The following is a 20,044-nucleotide window of genomic DNA, read 5'->3' on the forward strand; positions in this document are numbered from 1 at the left end:
GTGTCATCTTCGCTTTGGTTGCAGTGTCTTCAGCGCCTTCAAGAGGACCTTCCTGCAACAGAATTCAGCATGTGGGTTCGACCGCTTCAGGCGGAGTTAAATGACAATACCCTGACTTTGTTCGCGCCAAACCGTTTTGTACTGGATTGGGTTCGCGACAAATACCTAAATAGCATCAATCAGTTACTGAATGAGTTTTGCGGTAACGACTTGCCTGTGCTGCGCTTTGAAGTTGGCAGTAAGCCGGTTGCCCCGGTGGCGCCGCCAAGCCAGCCTGCAGCTCCAGCTCCTGTTGCGCCCGCCGCTAAACCTGTTGGTCGTACCTGGGAACCTGCACCTTCTCCTGTGCAATCAGATGTGAATCACCGCTCTAACGTGAATCCCAAGCATAAGTTCACTAACTTCGTTGAAGGTAAGTCGAACCAACTCGCTTTGGCTGCAGCTCGTCAGGTGGCAGATAACCCAGGTGCTGCATACAATCCACTTTTCCTTTACGGCGGCACCGGTTTGGGTAAAACCCACTTGTTGCACGCTGTGGGTAATGCGATTTCTGATCGCAAAACCGATGCGCGCGTGGTGTACATGCATTCTGAACGTTTTGTTCAGGACATGGTTAAAGCGCTGCAGAACAACCAGATTGAAGAGTTTAAGCGCTACTACCGTAGTGTTGATGCGCTGCTTATCGATGACATCCAATTCTTCGCTAACAAAGAGCGCTCACAGGAAGAGTTCTTCCACACCTTCAATGCGCTCTTGGAAGGTAACCAACAAATCATCCTCACCTCTGACCGTTATCCAAAAGAGATCAGCGGCGTGGAAGATCGTCTCAAATCCCGTTTTGGCTGGGGTTTGACCGTTGCTATCGAGCCACCAGAGCTTGAAACCCGTGTGGCGATTTTGATGAAAAAGGCGGAGGACCATAATATTCGCCTGCCAGACGAAGTGGCGTTCTTTATCGCTAAACGTCTGCGCTCAAATGTTCGAGAGCTTGAAGGGGCGCTGAACCGCGTGATAGCGAATGCTAACTTCACCGGCCGTGCTATCACCATCGATTTTGTCCGCGAAGCCCTGCGTGATTTGCTGGCGCTGCAGGAAAAACTGGTTACCATCGACAACATCCAGAAGACCGTCGCCGAGTACTACAAAATCAAAATGGCGGACCTATTGTCGAAACGTCGCAGCCGCTCTGTGGCACGTCCACGCCAGGTGGCGATGGCACTGTCAAAAGAGCTGACCAACCACAGTTTGCCGGAGATTGGTGACGCATTTGGTGGCCGCGATCATACTACGGTACTTCACGCATGCCGAAAGATTGAACAGCTGCGCGAAGAGAGCCACGATATAAAAGAAGATTATTCCAACCTGATCCGGACTTTGTCGTCTTAATATGAAATTTACAGTTACCCGTGACCAATTCTTGAAACCCCTGCAGCAGGTGTCTGGTGCATTAGGGGGACGACCTACGTTGCCTATTCTTGGCAATATCCTTCTGAAAGTAGAGTTCGGACAACTTTCCATGACCTGTACGGATTTGGAAGTTGAGCTGATTGCTAACCTGCCGCTGGAAAGTGAAGCAGAAGATGGGGCAGTCACCGTTCCATCTCGTAAGTTTTTAGATATTTGCCGTGGTCTGCCAGACAGCGCACCTATCAGTTTTACGCTAGAAGGCGATCGCGCAGTAATTCGTTCAGGCCGCAGCCGTTTTACTTTGTCGACATTGCCAGCGGCTGACTTTCCGAATATCGAAGATTGGCAGAGCAACGTGGAATTCACGGTGCCACAAGGCAAGCTTCGCCAATTGATTGAAAGCACTGCATTCTCCATGGCCAACCAGGATGTCCGTTACTTCCTAAACGGTATGCTGCTGGAGACAGATGGCACTACGCTTCGCTCTGTGGCCACTGACGGTCACCGTATGGCGGTAGGTACAACTGCGCTCGACAATGAATTGGCTGGCCAACAAGTGATTGTGCCGCGCAAAGGCGTGACTGAACTGATGCGTATGCTGGATAACCCAGAAGCGCCCGTGACCATCCAGATTGGCAGTGCCAATATCCGCGCTCAGGTGAACCAGTTTGTGTTTACTTCCAAGCTGGTGGATGGTCGATTCCCTGATTACCGCCGCGTCATGCCGCAATCTTCCAACAAAATCATGGAAGCAGATTGTGACGAGCTGCGTCAGGCATTCTCACGTGCAGCGATATTGTCGAATGAGAAATTCCGCGGCGTGCGCTTGAACCTGAGCTCAGGACAGCTTCGCATTTCTGCGCATAACCCCGAGCAGGAAGAAGCGGAAGAGTTTGTTGACGTTAATTACGATGGCGAAGACTTGGAAATCGGATTTAACGTCAGTTACGTGCTGGATGTATTAAATACGCTTAAGTGCGAACAAGTGCGCTTTTCGATGACCGATGGTACCGCGAGTACACTGGTAGAAGATGTCAGCAATGATGACGCCATGTACGTCGTGATGCCTATTCGTCTGTAATATGGCGCTATCCCGACTCTCTATCCATGATTTGAGAAATATTGAAGCCTGTGACCTTAGCCTGTCATCAGGCTTCAATTTTCTTGTAGGGCCTAACGGCAGTGGAAAAACCAGTGTGTTGGAGGCGGTTTACTATCTGGGGCATGGCCGTTCATTTCGAAGCCAGTTGACCGGAAGGGTGATCCGACACCAGCAAGACAGATTAGTTGTACACGGTCGCGTGCATGCAGGTGAGTCCTTACTACCAGTAGGACTCCAGAAAAACCGCGACGGTTCGACAGAAGTGAAAATCGGTGAAGAAAAAGGGCAGAAGCTGGTGCAGCTCGCCGAAGTCTTGCCGATGCAGCTGATTACCCCGGAAGGGTTTGAGCTGTTAACCGGTGGCCCTAAATTCCGCCGTGCATTTATCGACTGGGGTGTGTTTCACGTGGAACCCCAGTTTTACCCCGCGTGGTCTAGGGTTAAACGGCTTACGAAGCAACGAAATGCGCTGATGAAAACAGCGCGTAGCTACCGTGAGCTTAGCTACTGGGATGCAGAATTAGCGCCTTTGGCTAACCAAATTGACCAGTGGCGCAAAGACTACATTGAAAAGCTCTCAGAACGTGCTTCCAAGCTATGTGAAGCGTTTCTGCCTGAGTATGAAATCAAACTCAACTACACGCGTGGTTGGGATAAAGAGTCAGATTATGCTGAGTTGTTGCGCGAGAACTTTTTACGCGATCAGCAACTCGGGTACACGGTCAGTGGTCCTCACAAGGCAGATCTTCGCCTTCGCGTGGGCGGCACCCCGGTGGAAGATGTACTTTCCCGTGGGCAGTTAAAGTTGATGGTTTGTGCACTTCGGTTAGCACAGGGCCAGCAACTTACCGAAGACAAACAAAAGCAATGCATCTACTTGATAGATGACTTTGCGTCCGAGTTGGATAGCCAACGACGGGCGCTATTGGCTGAGCAGTTAAAAGCCACAGGCGCACAGGTATTTGTAAGTGCCATTAGTGCCGATCAGGTCGCTGAAATGTGCGACGAAAATAGTAAGATGTTTCATGTGGAAAACGGTAAAATAGCCGCAGAATAAAATTAAGCGAGAGTAACTCAATGTCCAACAATTACGATTCATCGAGTATCAAGGTACTCAAGGGTCTGGATGCAGTACGAAAGCGTCCGGGGATGTACATCGGTGATACTGACGACGGTACCGGTCTGCACCACATGGTCTTTGAGGTGGTCGATAACTCTATCGATGAAGCTCTCGCTGGTCACTGTAATGACATCGTGGTCACCATCCATGAAGACGGTTCGGTATCTGTAAAAGATGACGGTCGTGGTATTCCTGTCGACATCCATGAAGAAGAGGGTGTATCAGCAGCTGAAGTTATCATGACGGTACTTCACGCCGGTGGTAAGTTCGATGACAACTCGTACAAAGTCTCCGGTGGTCTTCACGGTGTAGGTGTTTCGGTTGTAAACGCCTTGTCTGAGAAGCTTGAGCTGACCATCTGGCGTCATGGCAACATCCACCAGCAAATCTACAAGATGGGTGTTCCAGAGCAACCGCTGGAAGCGATTGGTGACACTGACGAAACCGGTACCCGTATCCGTTTCTGGCCAAGTGACGAGACCTTCTCTGATACTACGTTCCATTACGACATACTGGCGAAACGCTTGCGTGAACTGTCCTTCCTGAACTCTGGCGTGTCTATCAAGCTGGTTGATGAGCGCGAAGAGAATAAACAAGACCACTTCATGTATGAAGGTGGTATCCGGGCATTCGTAGAGCACCTCAACCGCAACAAAACACCTATCCACCCAACTGTGTTCCACTTTGAACATGAACGCGAAGACGGTGTGTCGGTAGAAGTGTCAATGCAGTGGAACGATGGTTTCCAGGAAAACATTTACTGTTTCACCAACAACATTCCTCAGCGTGATGGCGGTACTCACCTTGCCGGTTTCCGTGCAGCTCTGACCCGTACGCTGAACTCCTTCATGGACAAAGAAGGCTATTCGAAGAAAGCCAAAGCAGCGACTTCTGGCGACGATGCCCGTGAAGGTTTGACTGCCGTTGTGTCTGTGAAAGTGCCGGATCCGAAATTCTCAAGCCAGACTAAAGACAAACTGGTTTCTTCAGAAGTGAAGTCTGCGGTTGAGTCAGCAATGAACGAGAAACTGTCTGAGTTCCTGATTGAGAACCCACAAGACTCGAAGATCGTTTGTAGCAAAATCATTGATGCGGCGCGAGCGCGTGAAGCGGCACGTAAAGCACGTGAAATGACCCGTCGTAAAGGCGCGCTGGATTTGGCTGGTCTGCCAGGCAAGCTTGCAGACTGTCAGGAAAAAGATCCTGCACTGTCTGAACTCTACATTGTGGAGGGTGACTCTGCGGGCGGTTCCGCGAAGCAGGGTCGTAACCGTAAGAACCAGGCTATCCTGCCACTGAAGGGTAAAATCCTGAACGTTGAGAAAGCGCGTTTCGACAAGATGCTTTCTTCTCAGGAAGTTGCCACGCTAATCACCGCGCTGGGTTGTGGTATTGGCCGTGACGAGTACAACCCGGACAAACTGCGTTACCACAGCATCATCATCATGACCGATGCGGACGTCGACGGCTCGCACATCCGTACGCTGCTGTTGACCTTCTTCTATCGCCAAATGCCTGAGCTGATTGAGCGTGGCTATGTCTACATCGCTCAGCCGCCACTTTACAAAGTGAAGAAGGGCAAGCAAGAGCAGTACATCAAAGATGATGAAGCGATGGAGCAATACCAGGTATCTATCGCGCTGGAAAATGCTTCACTCTTCGTTAACCAAGACGCACCCGCACTCAATGGTCTGGCGTTAGAAGAGCTTGTGAAGCAGTACAACGGTGTCATGAAGCTGATTAAGCGCATGAACCGTCGTTACCCATACGCGATGCTCAACGAGCTGGTTTACCAACCGCGCCTGCGTGTAGATACGCTGAGCAACGAAGGTGAAGTACGCGCCTGGATTGATACGCTGGTGGATGTTCTGAATAAGAACTCGACCGGTGAAAGCCAGTACCGCGCTGAGGTGAAGTTTGATGAAGAGCATCAGGCTTACCAACCAGAATTGATTGTTCGTACCCACGGCGTTGATCATGAGTATCTCATCAGCTACGACCTGCTGAACTCAAAAGAGTACGGACGTATCGCTGATTTGGCAGAAGCACTTGATGGTCTTCTGGATGATACTGCATACATTCAACGTGGTGAGCGTAAGCAACCTGTTAAGAGCTTTGCAGATGCGCTGGCTTGGTTGATTAAAGAATCTAACCGCGGCCTTAGCCGTCAGCGCTACAAAGGTCTGGGTGAGATGAACCCTGATCAACTTTGGGAAACCACCATGGACCCAGAATCACGTCGTATGATGCGCGTGACCATTCAGGATGCGGTAGCAGCAGATGAGCTCTTCACGACATTGATGGGTGATCACGTTGAACCACGTCGTGCGTTTATCGAAGATAATGCCCTGAAGGTTGCCAACCTCGATGTGTAACCACGTGATTCTACGTAAAATCTGAGTACCTAACGCCGCATTAGCGGCGTTTTTTTTACGTAGCGTGATGTATTTATTTAAGTTATTGAATTTTAATTCTTTAAGCGTATTCAATTATACCGTTTATCAATTCTTCATGAATGGCTAAAGACGGATTCTGATAAGACGCCAAGTTATCTTCTAGGTTATCGTTTACCGCCACCAGAACGTGATTCATCGAATCGACTAATCTTAGGGTCACTTGTTTTTCGTTATCCGCATAAAGTGCAAGTGCATCTTCTTTTGTCACTTGTAAATCACGCTCCCCTTGAACAATGAGAGTTTTACCTTTTCTTTTGGATAGTAGAGAACAGGGATCCAGTCTCAGTAAGGATTTCATATAAGGCTGGGCTGAGGGTCTAAATAGCTGAAATAGGCTATCGCTGATGTGAGTGACGTTTTCACCGTGTTTTAATGCATCGATAATGGCTTCGGCTTCATTAACAAGTTGGGGAGCTCGCGCTGAAAGTTGTTCCACTATGATTTGGTCTATTGGGCGACCCGGTGTGGCGACGAGCACGAGCTTATCAATTTCTGTTTTCAGTCCTGCAGCGAGACCGATGAGCCCACCTTCACTATGACCAATGACGCCTACTTTCGAGGCTGGGTATCTATTACGAAGCCAGTCAATCACGTAAACAGCGTCATTTATATAGGTATCAATGGTGAGGTTTTCTTCTTTTAACCCATCTACTTTGCTTTCACTGACACCTCTTTTGTCATAGCGGTATGAAGCGATGTTTTGTTTTGAAAGGGCATGAGCGAGCTTCTTGTACGTATCCGTTGTTATCGATGGCTGATTACCATCTCTATCCGTGGGGCCACTCCCAGCAATAATCAGATAAACCGTTTCGCTATGTCGAAAGGATTTTGGTTCGATTAATGCTCCTGTCAGAACTCCAACTTTTACATCAGTTTCTGCCACACAATTTGCTTTATTCACTGTCATTGAATCCTCCCAATCGGTGTTTCACGTGAAACACTAGCGGTTAAATTCAAATGACTAAAGAACACGTTTTGCTGTTTGCGAGCAGATTAGTGAGTCCAATTATAAGATGAGCACAAAGAAGCCCAGTCGATTTACCAACTGGGCGATGTTTCACGTGGAACCTTTGGTGGAGAATTAAGACTCAGCGTAAGCCTTTTCCACTTCCTCTTTAAGTATCTCGATACCCCGCGCAATGGCGTCGTCATACTGAACATAGTTCATTCTTAGGCATTCACGGGTATGATCCCAATCCAGGTCTGAACCAATAAAGAAGTATTCGCCAGGTACAATCAGTAAACCGCGTTGCTTTAGGCGCTGGTATAGTTCTTTGGTGCTGATGGGTAGCCCCTCAAACCAAAGCCAAAGGAAGATAGCACCTTCTGGTTTGTGTATTTTGAATCGGTTATCAGGAATCGCTTTTTGAAGAAGCTCGATACTACGTTTGGCTTTCTTCTGATAGAAGGGCTTAATGACGGTTTCACTGAGCGACAGTAAGTCGCCGGTTTTAATCATCTCAAGTGCGAGTGCAGGGCCAACACCACAAGGTGACAAGCTGACAATGCCATTGATGTTGGATAGGGCAGTGATAATCTCTTCCTGCGCAATGATGATGCCGCAGCGTACACCTGGTAAACCTAACTTTGATAAGCTTGAACACAGGATAGTGTTCTCATTCCAGAAAGGCTTCACATCTTCGAAGATGATGTTAGGGAAGGGGACGCCATAAGCATTGTCGATGATGAGGGGAATATTGTTCGCTCGTGCCAGCTTATCAAGCTTTGCGATCTCTTCATCAGTAAGTACGTTTCCGGTTGGGTTTGTTGGTCGTGAGGCACAAATAGCCGCAACTGACTCGTCAATTTCCAGCGCATCAAAATCTACATGGTATTTAAACTGGCGGTTATCCAGATGCTCGATAGTCGGTTTGAAGCTGGTAAAGATATCAGGGTCCAAACCCGAATCGGCGTAACCAATATATTCAGGTGTTAAAGGCAGGAGGATCTTCTTAAAGCTGCCGTCATCATACTGCCCGCCGAAAAGGTTGAAGAGATAAAAGAAGGCGCACTGACTGCCATTGGTCAGCATGATGTTTTTTGATGTCACCTGCCATCCATATGTCTTATTCAACATCTCTGCCAATGCTGCGATAAAAGCTGTTTTCCCTTGCGGGCCATCGTAGTTTGAGAGTGCTGCGACAAGAGAGCCATCATCTAGCATCCGTCTACTCAAGTCTTCAAAATGCTCAAGCATTTCAGGAATCGCCGCTGGGTTACCACCACCAAGCATAATGGCATCCGGGTTTCTTAGTCCGTCATTGAGATCGTCCATCAACTGTGTGATGCCGGAATGCTGAGAAAACTTATTTCCAAACTTAGAAAACTGCATAGCGCGAAACCTATTTAATCCTTTGTTCCTTCAGGTTAGTCGACAAACCATAACTGAATCATTGCGCAAAATGAATGCAATTTCTGCTTTCTTTTTAACATGTAGCGAACGGCGGAAAGGTTGTCGTTTCAGATACGGAAAGAGGGAGGTTTAGAAAGCGTTTCGAGAGATGTTCCACGTGAAACATACCGAAAATTTTAGATTAGATAGAATCAAAGACATCGCTGTAGAGGCTGTGAATGAGGCTGGTGGAAAGTCAATTATATAGATACAAAAAAGCCCCGTTCAAACGGGGCTCTTGATTAACTTTTCTTGCCGCGCTTATTTCTGAAGCAGAGAGATATCTGCAACATTCATAAACTGGCTACGCAGGGTATTGAGCAGTGCCAGACGGTTCGCCTTCAGCGCTTCGTCTTCAGCCATTACCATCACGTTGTCGAAGAAGGTATCAACAGGTTCGCGCAAATCTGCCAATTGGGTCAGTGCAGCTTGGTAATCACCGGCTGCAAAGACAGGCTTCAGCGCTTCAACCATTGAGGTGACCTTTTGAGCCAACGCCTTCTCTGCATCTTCCACCAACAGCTCACTGTTGATGGTGTCAGACAATTCGCCGTCGTATTTCGCTAGGATGTTACCTACACGTTTGTTTGCTGCTGCCAGAGACTCAGCAGCATCTAGTGAACGGAAGTGCGTTACAGCTTTCACGCGCTTGTCGAAATCAGCCGGTTGGGTAGGGTTCATTGCAAGCACGGCTTGGATGGCATCTACGCTATGGCCTTCGTCCTGATACCATGCACGGAAACGACCCAGCATGAATTCGATAACGTCAGCTTCAACCTTATCGTTAGTCAGACGGTCGCCGAACAGCGATTTGGTTTTGGCAATCAGATCGGTCAGATCCAGATCGTAACCGTACTCAACGATAATGCGAAGGACACCCAGAGAAGCACGACGCAGCGCAAATGGGTCAGAACCTTTTGGTGCCTGGCCAATACCGAAGATACCTACGATGGTATCCAGCTTGTCTGCCATCGCCAGTGCTGAAGAAACACCATTGCCTGGCAGTTCATCACCTGCGAAACGCGGCATGTATTGCTCATTCAGTGCAACGGCAACGTCTTCTGCTTCGCCATCATGACGCGCGTAGTGCATACCCATCACGCCCTGAGTTTCGGTGAATTCGAAAACCATGGAGGTCATCAGGTCGCATTTGGCCAGAAGGCCCGCACGTTTTGCTTTTTCGACATCAGCACCAATCTTGTCAGCAATGTAGCCAGCAAGCTCAGTGATGCGGTCTGTCTTGTCTTTGATGGTACCCAACTGCTTTTGGAAAATAGCCGTTTCCAGCTGTGGCAGACGGTCAATCAAAGGACGCTTACGGTCGGTGTCGAAGAAGAACTCTGCATCCGCCAGACGAGGACGAACCACTTTTTCGTTACCTTCGATAACGTGGCGAGGTTCCTTCGATTCGATGTTTGATACGAAGATGAAGTTAGGCAGAAGCTGCTTGTCTTCGCTGTAAACAGGGAAGTACTTCTGGTCGCCTTTCATAGTGTAAACCAAGGCTTCTGAAGGAACCTTCAGGAACTTCTCTTCGAAGGTTGCAGTCAGTACCACTGGCCACTCAACCAGAGAGGTGACTTCCTCAACAAGGTCATCTTCCAGATCAGCAATACCGCCAACCAGCTCTGCTGCCTTTTGGGCATCAGCGATGATAGTGGCTTTACGTGCTTCGTAATCGGCAATGACTTTACCGCGCTCTTCCAGAATCGCTGGATACTGGTCAGCATTGTCGATAGTAAATTCCGCTTCACCCATAAAGCGGTGACCACGAATGGTACGCGCTGAATCAACACCCATGATGGTGCCTTCAATCAGCTCGTCACCCAACAGGATAGTCAGGGTCTTCACCGGACGGATGAACAGGGTGTCTTTGTCACCCCAGCGCATTGGCTTTGCGATTGGCAGATTCGCCAGTGCCTTATCAGCCAGTGCGACAACGATGTCTTTGGTGTTCTTACCTTTAACTTCTTGCTTGAACAGCAGCCATTCACCTTTATCAGTCACCATACGCTCGGCTTCTGATACATCGATACCACAACCACGCGCCCAACCCTGTGCCGCTTTGGTTGGGTTGCCGTCTGCGTCAAAAGCGGCAGAGATGGCAGGGCCACGTTTCTCAACCATCTTGTCAGCTTGTTGGTCAGCCAGCGCAATGACTTTCAGTGCCAGACGACGAGGGGTTGCGTACCAAACCATACCTTCGTGGGTCAGTTCAGCGTCTTTCAGCTCTTGCTCAAAGTTTGCTGCAAATGCTTCAGCCAGTGTACGAAGTTGCGTTGGTGGCAGCTCTTCAGTACCCAGCTCAATCAGAAAATTGTTCGCCATCTTACTTCTCCTCACCCTTATTACACATTGGGAAGCCAAGAGCTTCACGGGATGCGTAGTACGCTTCAGCAACTGACTTGGTCAGGTTGCGGATACGCAGGATGTAGCGTTGACGCTCGGTCACTGAGATAGCTTTGCGTGCGTCCAGCAGGTTGAAAGCATGACCTGCTTTCAGGATGCGCTCATACGCTGGTAGTGGCAGAGGCTTCTCAAGTTCAAGCAGAGATTTACACTCTTTCTCGCACTGGTCGAAGTAAGTGAACAGGAAGTCTACGTCAGCGTATTCGAAGTTGTAGGTCGATTGCTCTACTTCATTCTGGTGGAAGATATCGCCGTAGGTTACTTTGCCGAATGGGCCATCAGTCCATACCAGATCGTAAACTGAATCGACGCCTTGGATGTACATCGCCAGACGTTCGATACCGTAAGTGATTTCGCCGGTAACAGGCTTACACTCAAGACCACCTACTTGTTGGAAGTAAGTAAACTGGGTAACTTCCATGCCGTTCAGCCAAACTTCCCAGCCAAGACCCCAGGCACCCAGTGTCGGGTTTTCCCAGTTGTCTTCTACGAAGCGGATGTCATGAACTTCAGGGTCAATACCAAGAACACGCAGCGAACCAAGATACAGTTCCTGAATGTTGTCCGGAGACGGCTTCAGGATGGTCTGGAACTGGTAGTAGTGTTGCAGACGGTTAGGGTTTTCACCGTAACGGCCGTCAGTTGGACGACGAGAAGGCTGAACGTAAGCTGCTGCGATTGGCTCTGGACCAATTGCACGCAGACAAGTCATTGGGTGAGAGGTGCCTGCACCTACCTCCATGTCGAGCGGTTGTACGATGGTACAACCTTGTTGGGCCCAGTAATCCTGCAGCGCGAGGATCATGCCCTGAAAAGTTTTAACGTCGAATTTTTGCATCGTCAGGTTCGCGCGATTTAATGAAGTGAAAATAACACGCGATTATAGCGCGCAAGGCTTGGGATAAGTAGGGGTAATGGCGGTTTTTTGTCCTTTGGTTTCAAAGGTGGCGAGCGGGGTCGAAAGGTAAAACGGGCGGAGGTTGTATTCCGTCAGGCGTTGAGGCTAAAATGCGCACGCTCTTGGGGAGTAGTCTCTCGCGCCAGCGAGGCCATTATCAACATATTTGAAGCTCAATCTTCATGGTAATGGCGACACACGATAGTGGGTTTGACGAGACCAATGACACTTCACGCGAACCGGGCGGGGCGCGTGGGTTGTCATGGTTTTCGAATAATAATCCTCGCCCTGGAAAACAATAATGAGCGTGTTAGCGATATCCATTGCCACCGTTGCGTTGGCAGAAATTGGTGATAAAACCCAACTCCTTTCCCTGTTACTGGCCAGTCGATACCGAAAGCCAGTACCTATTATTCTTGCAATCTTTTTCGCCACAATCCTTAACCATGCAGTTGCTGCCTGGCTGGGTGTGGTTGTTGCCGATTATCTTACCGAAGAAGTCTTGCGTTGGGTGCTGATCGTCAGCTTTGCGGTGATGGCAGTTTGGGTGTTGATCCCTGACAAGCTCGATGATGAAGAAAGTGTGTCAAACCGGGGCCCGTTTGTGGCGAGTTTCATCGCCTTCTTTATTGCAGAAATTGGCGACAAAACCCAGGTGGCAACAACGGTACTCGGTGCTCAAAATGCTGAAGCGCTGACCATGGTCATTATTGGTACGACTATCGGTATGCTGCTGGCCAATGTCCCGGTGGTATTGCTGGGTCACAAGGCTGCAAATGCATTGCCATTGAACGTTGTACGGTATGTGACGGCAGGGTTGTTTGCTGTACTCGCGATCGGTACTTTCTTTATGCGATAAGAAACATAACCAGACGCCTGAATGTGTGATTTCATCAGCAACCTCTCCGACGGTTCCATGGTAGTTTGGCGTTAGTGTCATCGTGATTAAGGAGCGTGTTATGGACAGGTTTCTGGCGATCAGCCCTAAAAGCCAGATGTGGCTGTTCCACTTTGCATTGGCGCTGAATATTCTTGGAATGGTGCTAACTGATATGTGGGTTCCTATGGTGGTTGGCGCAATAGTAACCACTTACTTATCGATTGATGCTTTGGTGAGAGTGCGTTACGTATTACCAATGAAAAAGGCCATGCGGGAACTGGAGCATGAAAACGCCACGCTCAAACGGAAAGTGAACGACGTTGAACAAGCATCAGATTACTGACAGACACGAAAAAGGCAGCCTTGGCTGCCTTTTTCATTTCCCCTCGTTTATCTGCTCAGAAGGTCTTAAAGACCTTTCTTGATCAGATAGCGGAATGGGCTTGTTTCTGACTCATGGGCAACAAGGGTGTGGTCCATGAAACGGCAGAAACTTGGGATGTCGCGTGTCGTGGACGGATCGTCCGCCGTCACCAGTAAGGTTTCCCCCTCCGCCATGTTGCGGATTGTTTTTCTTACCATCATGACCGGTTCCGGACAACGCAGGCCTTCTGCGTCTAAAAAGTGATCCGGATTTTCAAATTCTGAGCTCATCTGCATTTATCACATTAAAAACGTCGACCCGATCATACTTATGAAGACTAAATATTCAACAGGGGTTGGTTTTGTAAAAAACATGTGTAACTTAATTAACAAGTTGTTAACGAATAGTGTTCAAACGAACGTGAACATGGCGAAACAGCTAGGCTAACTCACTCATCGACTACACTCACACCCAGTTTTCTTGGGCTTCCCCGCTTTAATGCGGGATTTTTTTTATCTGGCGTTCGCCAAATATCAATAAACGCCTTTCTTAATCACCCTTATCGGTGACCGGCATGCTTATAATGGCAACGTTACCACTCTTTGGGCATGTTATGGAACTTGAAGATATCTACCGCCGCGACTTAAACCTGTTAATCGCGCTTCGTGTGCTGTTGGAAGAAGGTAGCGTGAGTAAAGCGGCTATCCGTTTAAGCCTTAGCCAGTCAGCGATGAGTAGGGTGCTGGGACGATTGAGAAGCCTTACGGGCGATCCCTTGTTTACCCGGCATGGACAACAGCTGATCCCAACCCAAAGAGCGTTGGAGTTGAATGCTCAACTGACAGCGCCACTAGATACACTTCGTCATGTCCTTTCGCCTGAAGAGTTTGATCCGGCCAAGTGTGAGCAGTCTTTTAAGATCGCAACGACTGATTACGCCATGCAAACCATTTTGCCATTTGCATTGCCGCGTATTTATGAGGAAGCGCCAGGTTTGTCACTGGAGTTCGCCCCTTTGCAGCATGACCAGTTAATGCGTCAGTTGACCTCGGAAGGTTGCGACATGGCGATTTGCCGCCCGACTGGTCCGGTTGACCCGCTTCAGTCTGACAGGTTGGGACTGGTGAGCGTATTTTGCATGGTGTCGAAACATCACCCTTTGGCCGATAAAGCGCTGACGCTCGAAGACTACCTGGCTTACCCACATGCAGTGATTGCTATCAGTGATGGTGTGAAAGCGCTGATAGATGAAGCGTTGCGTGGACACCCGGAGCCGAAACTGGCACTACGTGCTTATCACCTGGAAGCCGCTGTGGCGATGCTTGATAGCCTGCCACTTATCATTACCGTTCCTGCTGACTTGGCGTATCTGGTGGGTGAAAAATACGATTTGGTGATTAAACCATTACCGTTTGATTTTAAGCCGTTTGATTACTCCCTGATTTGGCACCCAAGGACGGAGCATTCTGCGGCGCAGGTATGGCTTCGAAACCTGATTAAAGAAGAGTGCAGCCGCCTTATCGATACACGGATTAAAGACATGGGGTTTGTTTGACCTATAGTCTTTCAAACAAAAAACGGAGCCGATAGGCTCCGTTTTTTTTATACCTCAAAGAAGGCTTACAGCTTGATCACCACACGGCCAGTGATTTGGCCATTGGTGATGGCTTCTGCTGCGTCTGGCACTTCTTCCAGCGAGATTTCGCGACAGCCGTTATCGTAGTAGCTTGCTGGCAATATCTCAGAGATACGCTGCCACGCTTTCTGGCGACGCTCGAAAGGCGCGTATACAGAATCCACACCCAGCAGTTTCACGCCGCGTAGGATAAATGGCATGACTGTGGTTGGCAGATCGAAACCTCCTGCAAGACCACATGCTGCGACTGCGCCGTCGTAATCAACCTGCGCCAGCACTTTTGCCAGCATTTTGCTGCCAACGGTATCTATCGCGCCTGCCCAAATTTGTTTTTCCAATGGACGAGCGGGTTCTTCAAATTCGCTACGCTCTACCACGCGCGACGCGCCCAGCGATTTTAGCCACTCACCGTTCTCGCTTGAACGGCCTGTTACTGCTACCACTTGATAACCCAGTTCAGACAGCAGCGTGACTGCCACTGAACCGACACCGCCACTTGCGCCTGTCACCAGAATTTCACCTTTCTCTGGTGTGATGCCAGCATCTTGAAGTGCCTGTACACACAGCATGGCTGTCAAACCCGCAGTACCGATTTTCATTGCTTGATCGCCAGAGAGCCTTTCTGGCAGTGGAACCAACCAGTCAGCTTTGAGGCGCGCTTTTTGTGCCATGCCACCCCAATGGGTTTCACCGACGCCCCAGCCAGTCAGTACCACTTTCTGTCCGGTGGTAAAACGTGAATCTGAAGATTCTGCCACTGTTCCTGTCAGGTCGATACCTGGCACCATTGGGAACTCACGACAGATCTTGCCCTTGCCTGTAATAGCCAGACCATCTTTGTAGTTCAGTGAGGAGTAATCCACGTCGATCAGCACATCGCCTTGTGGCAGTCGGCCAACGTCGAGTTCTTGAATGCTTGAAGTGGTGATTTTGTCAGCTTGGTCCAGTACCAGTGCTTTGAACATGGGATGTCCTCCGGAAAGGGGAATAAACGTATGAAATACAGTGTAGAACCAAAGTAGTCATGAAAATAATGAAACTAAATCATGATTAATATGCGTTAAGCACATAGCTATGCTCCGCTACAAATAACAAAGCCGGGTATTAAACCCGGCTTTGATGACGACACGTTTTTGTTTAAACGCGCTCAAACACCGTAGCAATACCCTGACCTAAACCGATACACATGGTGGCAAGACCCAGCTCGACATCATTGTGCTCCATCAGGTTGATAAGCGTAGTAGAGATACGTGCGCCTGAACAACCCAGAGGGTGACCCAGTGCGATCGCGCCACCGTTGAGGTTCACTTTCTCGTCGACTTTATCCAGCAAGCCCAGATCTTTTGCACAAGGTAGTGACTGCGCAGCGAAGGCTTCGTTAAGCTCAATCATGCCGATGTCATCAATGGTGACACCTGCACGCTTCAGTGCTTTTTGCGTCGCCGGTACGGGACCATAACCCATGATAGAAGGATCGCAGCCTGCGACTGCCATCGAACGCACGCGAGCACGAATCGGTAGGCCGAGCGCTTTGGCTTTGTCTTCACTCATCACCAGCATGGCCGCGGCACCGTCAGACAGGGCGGAAGACGTACCTGCGGTTACTGTGCCGTTAGCTGGATCGAATACTGGGCGCAGACCTGAAAGAGTTTCCACTGTGGTTTCCGGACGGATAACTTCATCGTTTTCCATCAGGAAGAGTCCGCCTTTCTCATCATGGCCTTCGGTAGGCATGATTTCATTTTTAAAGCGGCCTTCCACGGTGGCAGCATACGCGCGCTGGTGGGAGCGGGCAGCAAAGGCATCTTGCTGTTCACGGCTGATACCATGGATGCGACCCAGCATCTCTGCGGTCAGACCCATCATACCAGCGGCTTTTGCCACAGACTTGGAAAGACCCGGGTGGAAGTCGACACCGTGAGTCATAGGAACATGACCCATGTGCTCAACGCCACCAATCAGGCAGACATCGGCATCGCCCACTTGAATGGCACGTGCGGCATCATGCAATGCCTGCATGGAAGAGCCACACAGACGGTTAACCGTAGTGGCGGCTACTGTGTGTGGAATGCCAGCGAGCAGCGCTGCGTTACGGGCGACGTTGAAGCCTTGTTCAAGTGTCTGCTGTACACAGCCCCAGTAGATATCCTCGATTTCTGTTGGATCCAGCTGCGGGTTACGTGCAAGCAGAGACGCCATCAGGTGCGCTGACAAATCTTCCGCACGGGTGTGGCGGAAAGCACCGGCTTTGGAGCGGCCCATCGGGGTTCGAATACAATCGACAATCACGACGTTTTTCATGTTGTTTTCCCTCTCAATTCCTTGTGGTTAGGCAGACTGTCGTTGGGCATCGAAATACCCTTCGCCTTTGGCAGCTTTGTCGCGAAGACCTTGCGGCACTTCATAGGCAGGGCCCAGGTTGGCCAGTTGGTCAGCCATAGCAACATAGTTTGCCAGTCCAATGGTATCCAGATAACGGAATACACCGCCTCGGAATGGAGGGAAGCCAAGGCCGTAAACCAGCGCCATGTCTGCTTCCTGAGGAGTCGCGATAATACCTTCTTCCAGACAACGCACTACTTCGTTGATCATCGGCACCATCATGCGGTTGATGATCTCTTCGTCGCTGTAATCGGTCGCCGAACCGAGTACTGATGACAGCAGGCCTGCAACATCAGCATCCACGTCTTTCTTCGGTTTGCCTTTGCGGTCGACCGAGTATTTGTAGAAACCGATGCCATTCTTCTGACCAAAGCGCTCGGACTCAAACATCACATCGACAGCATCGCGGTAGCTTTTCGCCATACGTTCTGGGAAGCCTTCTGCCATCACAGCCTGTGCATGGTGCGCAGTATCAATACCTACGACATCAAGTAGGTAAGCAGGGCCCATTGGCCAGCCGAATTTTTTCTCCATCACTTTGTCGACTTTGGTGAAGTCAGCGCCGTCACGAAGCAGCATGCTGAAACCAGCAAAGTAGGGGAACAGCACGCGGTTTACGAAGAACCCTGGACAGTCGTTGACGACCACTGGGCTTTTACCCATCTTGGCGGCATACGCCACCACGCGTGCCACTGTTTCTTCTGAGGTATCTTTACCGCGAATGACTTCTACCAGTGGCATGCGGTGCACTGGGTTAAAGAAGTGCATGCCGCAGAAGTTTTCTGGTCGCTTGAGCGATTTTGCCAACAGATCGATAGGAATCGTGGAGGTGTTGGAAGTCAGTACAGCACCTTCTGGCAGCAAGGCTTCCACTTCGCTCAGTACTGCAGCTTTTACTTTCGGGTTCTCTACCACGGCTTCAACAACCACATCAGATTGCTCGATACCTGCGTAGTGTAGGCTCGGGGTGATAGAGGCAAGTACTTCTGCCATTTTCAAACCGTTAAGACGACCACGCTCCAATTGCTTGTTCAGCAGTTTGGACGCTTCTTTCATGCCAGTTTCTAGCGAAGCCTGACTGATGTCTTTCATCAGTACCGGTACACCTTTGCTGGCTGACTGGTAAGCGATACCGCCACCCATGATGCCTGCACCCAGTACAGCACCACGCTCAGTTGGCTTACCTTCTTTGGCGGCTTTTTTGGCTTTGGATTTTAGGTACTGATCATTGAGGAAAATACCAACCAGTGCCTGAGTGACATCGTTCTTCGCCAATTTGACGAAGTGTTTGTTCTCAACCACCAAGGCACCGTCGCGATCGGAGCGTGACGCTTCTTCAATCGCCACAACTGCAGTCATAGGAGCTGGGTAGTGAGGACCTGCCACACGCGCCACCATGCCTTTGGCCATGGTGAAGCTCATGGTGGCTTCTATCTTGTTCAGTTGCAGTGGCGCTTTTTTCTGTGCGCGACGTGATTGCCAATCCAACTTGCCTTCAATGGCTTGCTTAGCAAGGGCAATCGCAGCATCACGCAGGTCATCCGGTGCCGTCACGGCATCAACCAGACCGATTTTGAGTGCGGCATCGGCTTTGCTTTCTTTACCAGCGGTGATGAGCTCCATCGCGGTATCAGCACCCACCAGACGAGGCATTCGCACGGTGCCGCCAAAGCCCGGCATGATGCCAAGTTTGGTTTCTGGCAGGCCGATGCGCGCGGTGGAATCAGCAATACGGAAATCAGTAGCAAGAATGCACTCGCAGCCACCACCTAGCGCGAAACCGGAAATGACGGAAACGGTAGGGAAAGGCAGATCTTCGAGTTTGTTGAAGATATCGTTCGCGTGCGTGACCCAATTTGAGAGCTCTTCCTCTGGCTTGGCAAACAGGCCAAGGAATTCAGTGATATCTGCGCCTACGACAAACGCTGGTTTGGCAGACGTCAGCAGCAGGGCTTTTACGTCGGACTTTTGCGAGAGAGCATTAAGCGCCTCGTTGAGACTTTCCAGTGTTGCAAGGTCGAATTTATTAACAGAGCCGGGTGCATCGAGGTTCAGCTCCGCGAGGCCATCTTCTAGATAGCGCACGGACAGGGTGTCACCTTGGTAAATCATGTTCTATCTCCGTATTGCCAGATTCTTTGTCTGGTTTGGTTTACCTTTAGGTAGAGGGTAGTCGTTATAGTCAGCTTTAGTCTGAGCCGGGCTGAACAAAAAGGCAATAGAAATGTTAAACAGATGTTTGAAATTTGTGTTTAAACTATCTGTTTGAATCTTGCATTCTCACTATTTCAACGAGTTAGCGCTTTTGCTGTGTTACGATTTTCTTGTGTTAAAATCCCGCGCCTTTTCAATTTATGGTGACTCGCATGAATATCTCGCCCTATCTGATCCCGTTATCACCCGTAATATCGGAAGAAGAGATAAAGAAGAGCCGCTTTATTACCTATCTCGCCCATACGCCAGGCATCGAAAGTGCCAAAGCGTTTGTGGCAAAAATCAAAGCGAAGCATGCTGATGCACGCCATAACTGTTGGGCATTCGTTGCTGGGCGTCCTGAAGACTCGATGAGTTGGGGCTTTAGTGATGACGGAGAACCTTCCGGCACGGCCGGTAAACCTATCCTTGCGCAGCTATCTGGCAGTGGTGTGGGTGAGGTCACTGCAGTGGTGACGCGCTACTATGGTGGTATCCGGCTTGGGACTGGTGGGCTTGTCAAAGCTTATGGTGGCGGTGTGCAACAGGCGCTACTGCAACTGGCAACGAAAGAGAAGGCGATTACGGTTCAGTTCACAATAAGCTGTGAATACCCTCACATTGCCTTGATCGAATCGATACTGGCTTCCCATAACGCGGTTCAGGTTAATACTGAATTCAGCCATAATGTGGAGATGACAGTGGAAGTGGATGCACGGAGTGCCGAACAGATCGCAGCGGAGATTTTTAATCGCTCCCGCGGTCAGGTTAGCGTGGCCGGGCTTGATAAAAATACATAATTCAG

The 20,044-nt window shown here is 49.7% G+C and carries 16 protein-coding genes; 8 read left to right on the plus strand and 8 right to left on the minus strand.

All coding sequences use genetic code 11. The features are described from left to right. Genes dnaA through gyrB form a run of 4 tightly spaced genes read left to right on the plus strand, consistent with a single transcriptional unit; the run spans position 1 to position 6,004 of the window. Complete coding sequence (gene dnaA, locus K6Q96_RS00005) at positions 1–1,386, plus strand: chromosomal replication initiator protein DnaA (protein ID WP_002540782.1); 1,386 nt, start codon at positions 1–3, stop codon at positions 1,384–1,386. 1 nt (position 1,387) lies between these two features. Then, on the plus strand, positions 1,388–2,488 hold the full coding sequence (gene dnaN / locus K6Q96_RS00010; protein WP_046303087.1) for a DNA polymerase III subunit beta: 1,101 nt from the start codon (positions 1,388–1,390) through the stop codon (positions 2,486–2,488). Between the two features lies 1 nt (position 2,489). Next, entirely contained in the window at positions 2,490–3,566 is a 1,077-nt protein-coding gene (gene recF / locus K6Q96_RS00015; RefSeq protein WP_251876932.1) for a DNA replication/repair protein RecF, read from the plus strand. 20 nt (positions 3,567–3,586) lie between these two features. Beyond that, positions 3,587–6,004 (plus strand): DNA topoisomerase (ATP-hydrolyzing) subunit B, encoded by a 2,418-nt coding sequence (gene gyrB, locus K6Q96_RS00020; protein WP_251876933.1) that lies wholly within the window; start codon positions 3,587–3,589, stop codon positions 6,002–6,004. 100 nt (positions 6,005–6,104) lie between these two features. Here gyrB and K6Q96_RS00025 read toward each other — a convergent pair whose 3' ends face one another. The 4 genes from K6Q96_RS00025 to glyQ all read right to left on the minus strand — a co-directional run bounded on the left by K6Q96_RS00025 (position 6,105) and on the right by glyQ (position 11,724). Further along, entirely contained in the window at positions 6,105–6,992 is an 888-nt protein-coding gene (locus K6Q96_RS00025) for an alpha/beta hydrolase (RefSeq protein ID WP_251876934.1), read from the minus strand. Between the two features lie 174 nt (positions 6,993–7,166). After that, a complete protein-coding gene (locus tag K6Q96_RS00030) occupies positions 7,167–8,417 on the minus strand; it encodes a valine--pyruvate transaminase (protein WP_251876935.1) in 1,251 nt (416 codons plus the stop codon). A gap of 321 nt (positions 8,418–8,738) precedes the next feature. Further along, positions 8,739–10,805, minus strand: coding sequence for a glycine--tRNA ligase subunit beta (gene glyS, locus K6Q96_RS00035; RefSeq protein ID WP_251876936.1), 2,067 nt, complete (start codon positions 10,803–10,805; stop codon positions 8,739–8,741). A gap of 1 nt (position 10,806) precedes the next feature. Continuing rightward, positions 10,807–11,724, minus strand: a complete 918-nt coding sequence (gene glyQ / locus K6Q96_RS00040; RefSeq protein WP_251876937.1) for a glycine--tRNA ligase subunit alpha — start codon at positions 11,722–11,724, stop codon at positions 10,807–10,809. Between the two features lie 361 nt (positions 11,725–12,085). Here glyQ and K6Q96_RS00045 point away from each other — a divergent pair, with 361 nt between their 5' ends. Together K6Q96_RS00045 and K6Q96_RS00050 are read left to right on the plus strand one after the other, a co-directional pair. Then, on the plus strand, positions 12,086–12,643 hold the full coding sequence (locus K6Q96_RS00045) for a TMEM165/GDT1 family protein (protein WP_002540771.1): 558 nt from the start codon (positions 12,086–12,088) through the stop codon (positions 12,641–12,643). A gap of 100 nt (positions 12,644–12,743) precedes the next feature. Beyond that, positions 12,744–13,007 carry a hypothetical protein gene (locus K6Q96_RS00050; RefSeq protein ID WP_251876938.1) on the plus strand — a complete coding sequence of 88 codons (264 nt, stop codon included), beginning with the start codon at positions 12,744–12,746 and terminating at the stop codon, positions 13,005–13,007. 65 nt (positions 13,008–13,072) lie between these two features. Here the strand turns inward: K6Q96_RS00050 and tusA are convergent, their stop codons facing one another. Next, complete coding sequence (gene tusA / locus K6Q96_RS00055; RefSeq protein ID WP_046303100.1) at positions 13,073–13,318, minus strand: sulfurtransferase TusA; 246 nt, start codon at positions 13,316–13,318, stop codon at positions 13,073–13,075. Between the two features lie 323 nt (positions 13,319–13,641). Between tusA and K6Q96_RS00060 the strand changes: the two genes are divergently transcribed. Beyond that, complete coding sequence (locus tag K6Q96_RS00060) at positions 13,642–14,583, plus strand: LysR family transcriptional regulator (RefSeq protein ID WP_251879673.1); 942 nt, start codon at positions 13,642–13,644, stop codon at positions 14,581–14,583. A gap of 65 nt (positions 14,584–14,648) precedes the next feature. Here K6Q96_RS00060 and acuI read toward each other — a convergent pair whose 3' ends face one another. From acuI to fadB, 3 genes are all read right to left on the minus strand, one after another. Further along, the gene (gene acuI / locus K6Q96_RS00065; protein WP_251876939.1) at positions 14,649–15,629 is read right to left on the minus strand and encodes an acrylyl-CoA reductase (NADPH); all 981 of its coding nucleotides are present in this window, start codon (positions 15,627–15,629) and stop codon (positions 14,649–14,651) included. A gap of 172 nt (positions 15,630–15,801) precedes the next feature. Beyond that, positions 15,802–16,965 carry an acetyl-CoA C-acyltransferase FadA gene (gene fadA / locus K6Q96_RS00070; RefSeq protein WP_251876940.1) on the minus strand — a complete coding sequence of 388 codons (1,164 nt, stop codon included), beginning with the start codon at positions 16,963–16,965 and terminating at the stop codon, positions 15,802–15,804. 27 nt (positions 16,966–16,992) lie between these two features. Beyond that, positions 16,993–19,158 carry a fatty acid oxidation complex subunit alpha FadB gene (fadB, locus tag K6Q96_RS00075; RefSeq protein WP_251876941.1) on the minus strand — a complete coding sequence of 722 codons (2,166 nt, stop codon included), beginning with the start codon at positions 19,156–19,158 and terminating at the stop codon, positions 16,993–16,995. A 254-nt stretch (positions 19,159–19,412) separates the two neighbouring features. Here fadB and K6Q96_RS00080 point away from each other — a divergent pair, with 254 nt between their 5' ends. Further along, on the plus strand, positions 19,413–20,039 hold the full coding sequence (locus K6Q96_RS00080; RefSeq protein ID WP_251876942.1) for a YigZ family protein: 627 nt from the start codon (positions 19,413–19,415) through the stop codon (positions 20,037–20,039). Positions 20,040–20,044 lie beyond the last annotated feature (5 nt).

The sequence above is a fragment of the Grimontia kaedaensis genome (assembly GCF_023746615.1).
GTDB classification, from domain to species: domain Bacteria; phylum Pseudomonadota; class Gammaproteobacteria; order Enterobacterales; family Vibrionaceae; genus Enterovibrio; species Enterovibrio kaedaensis.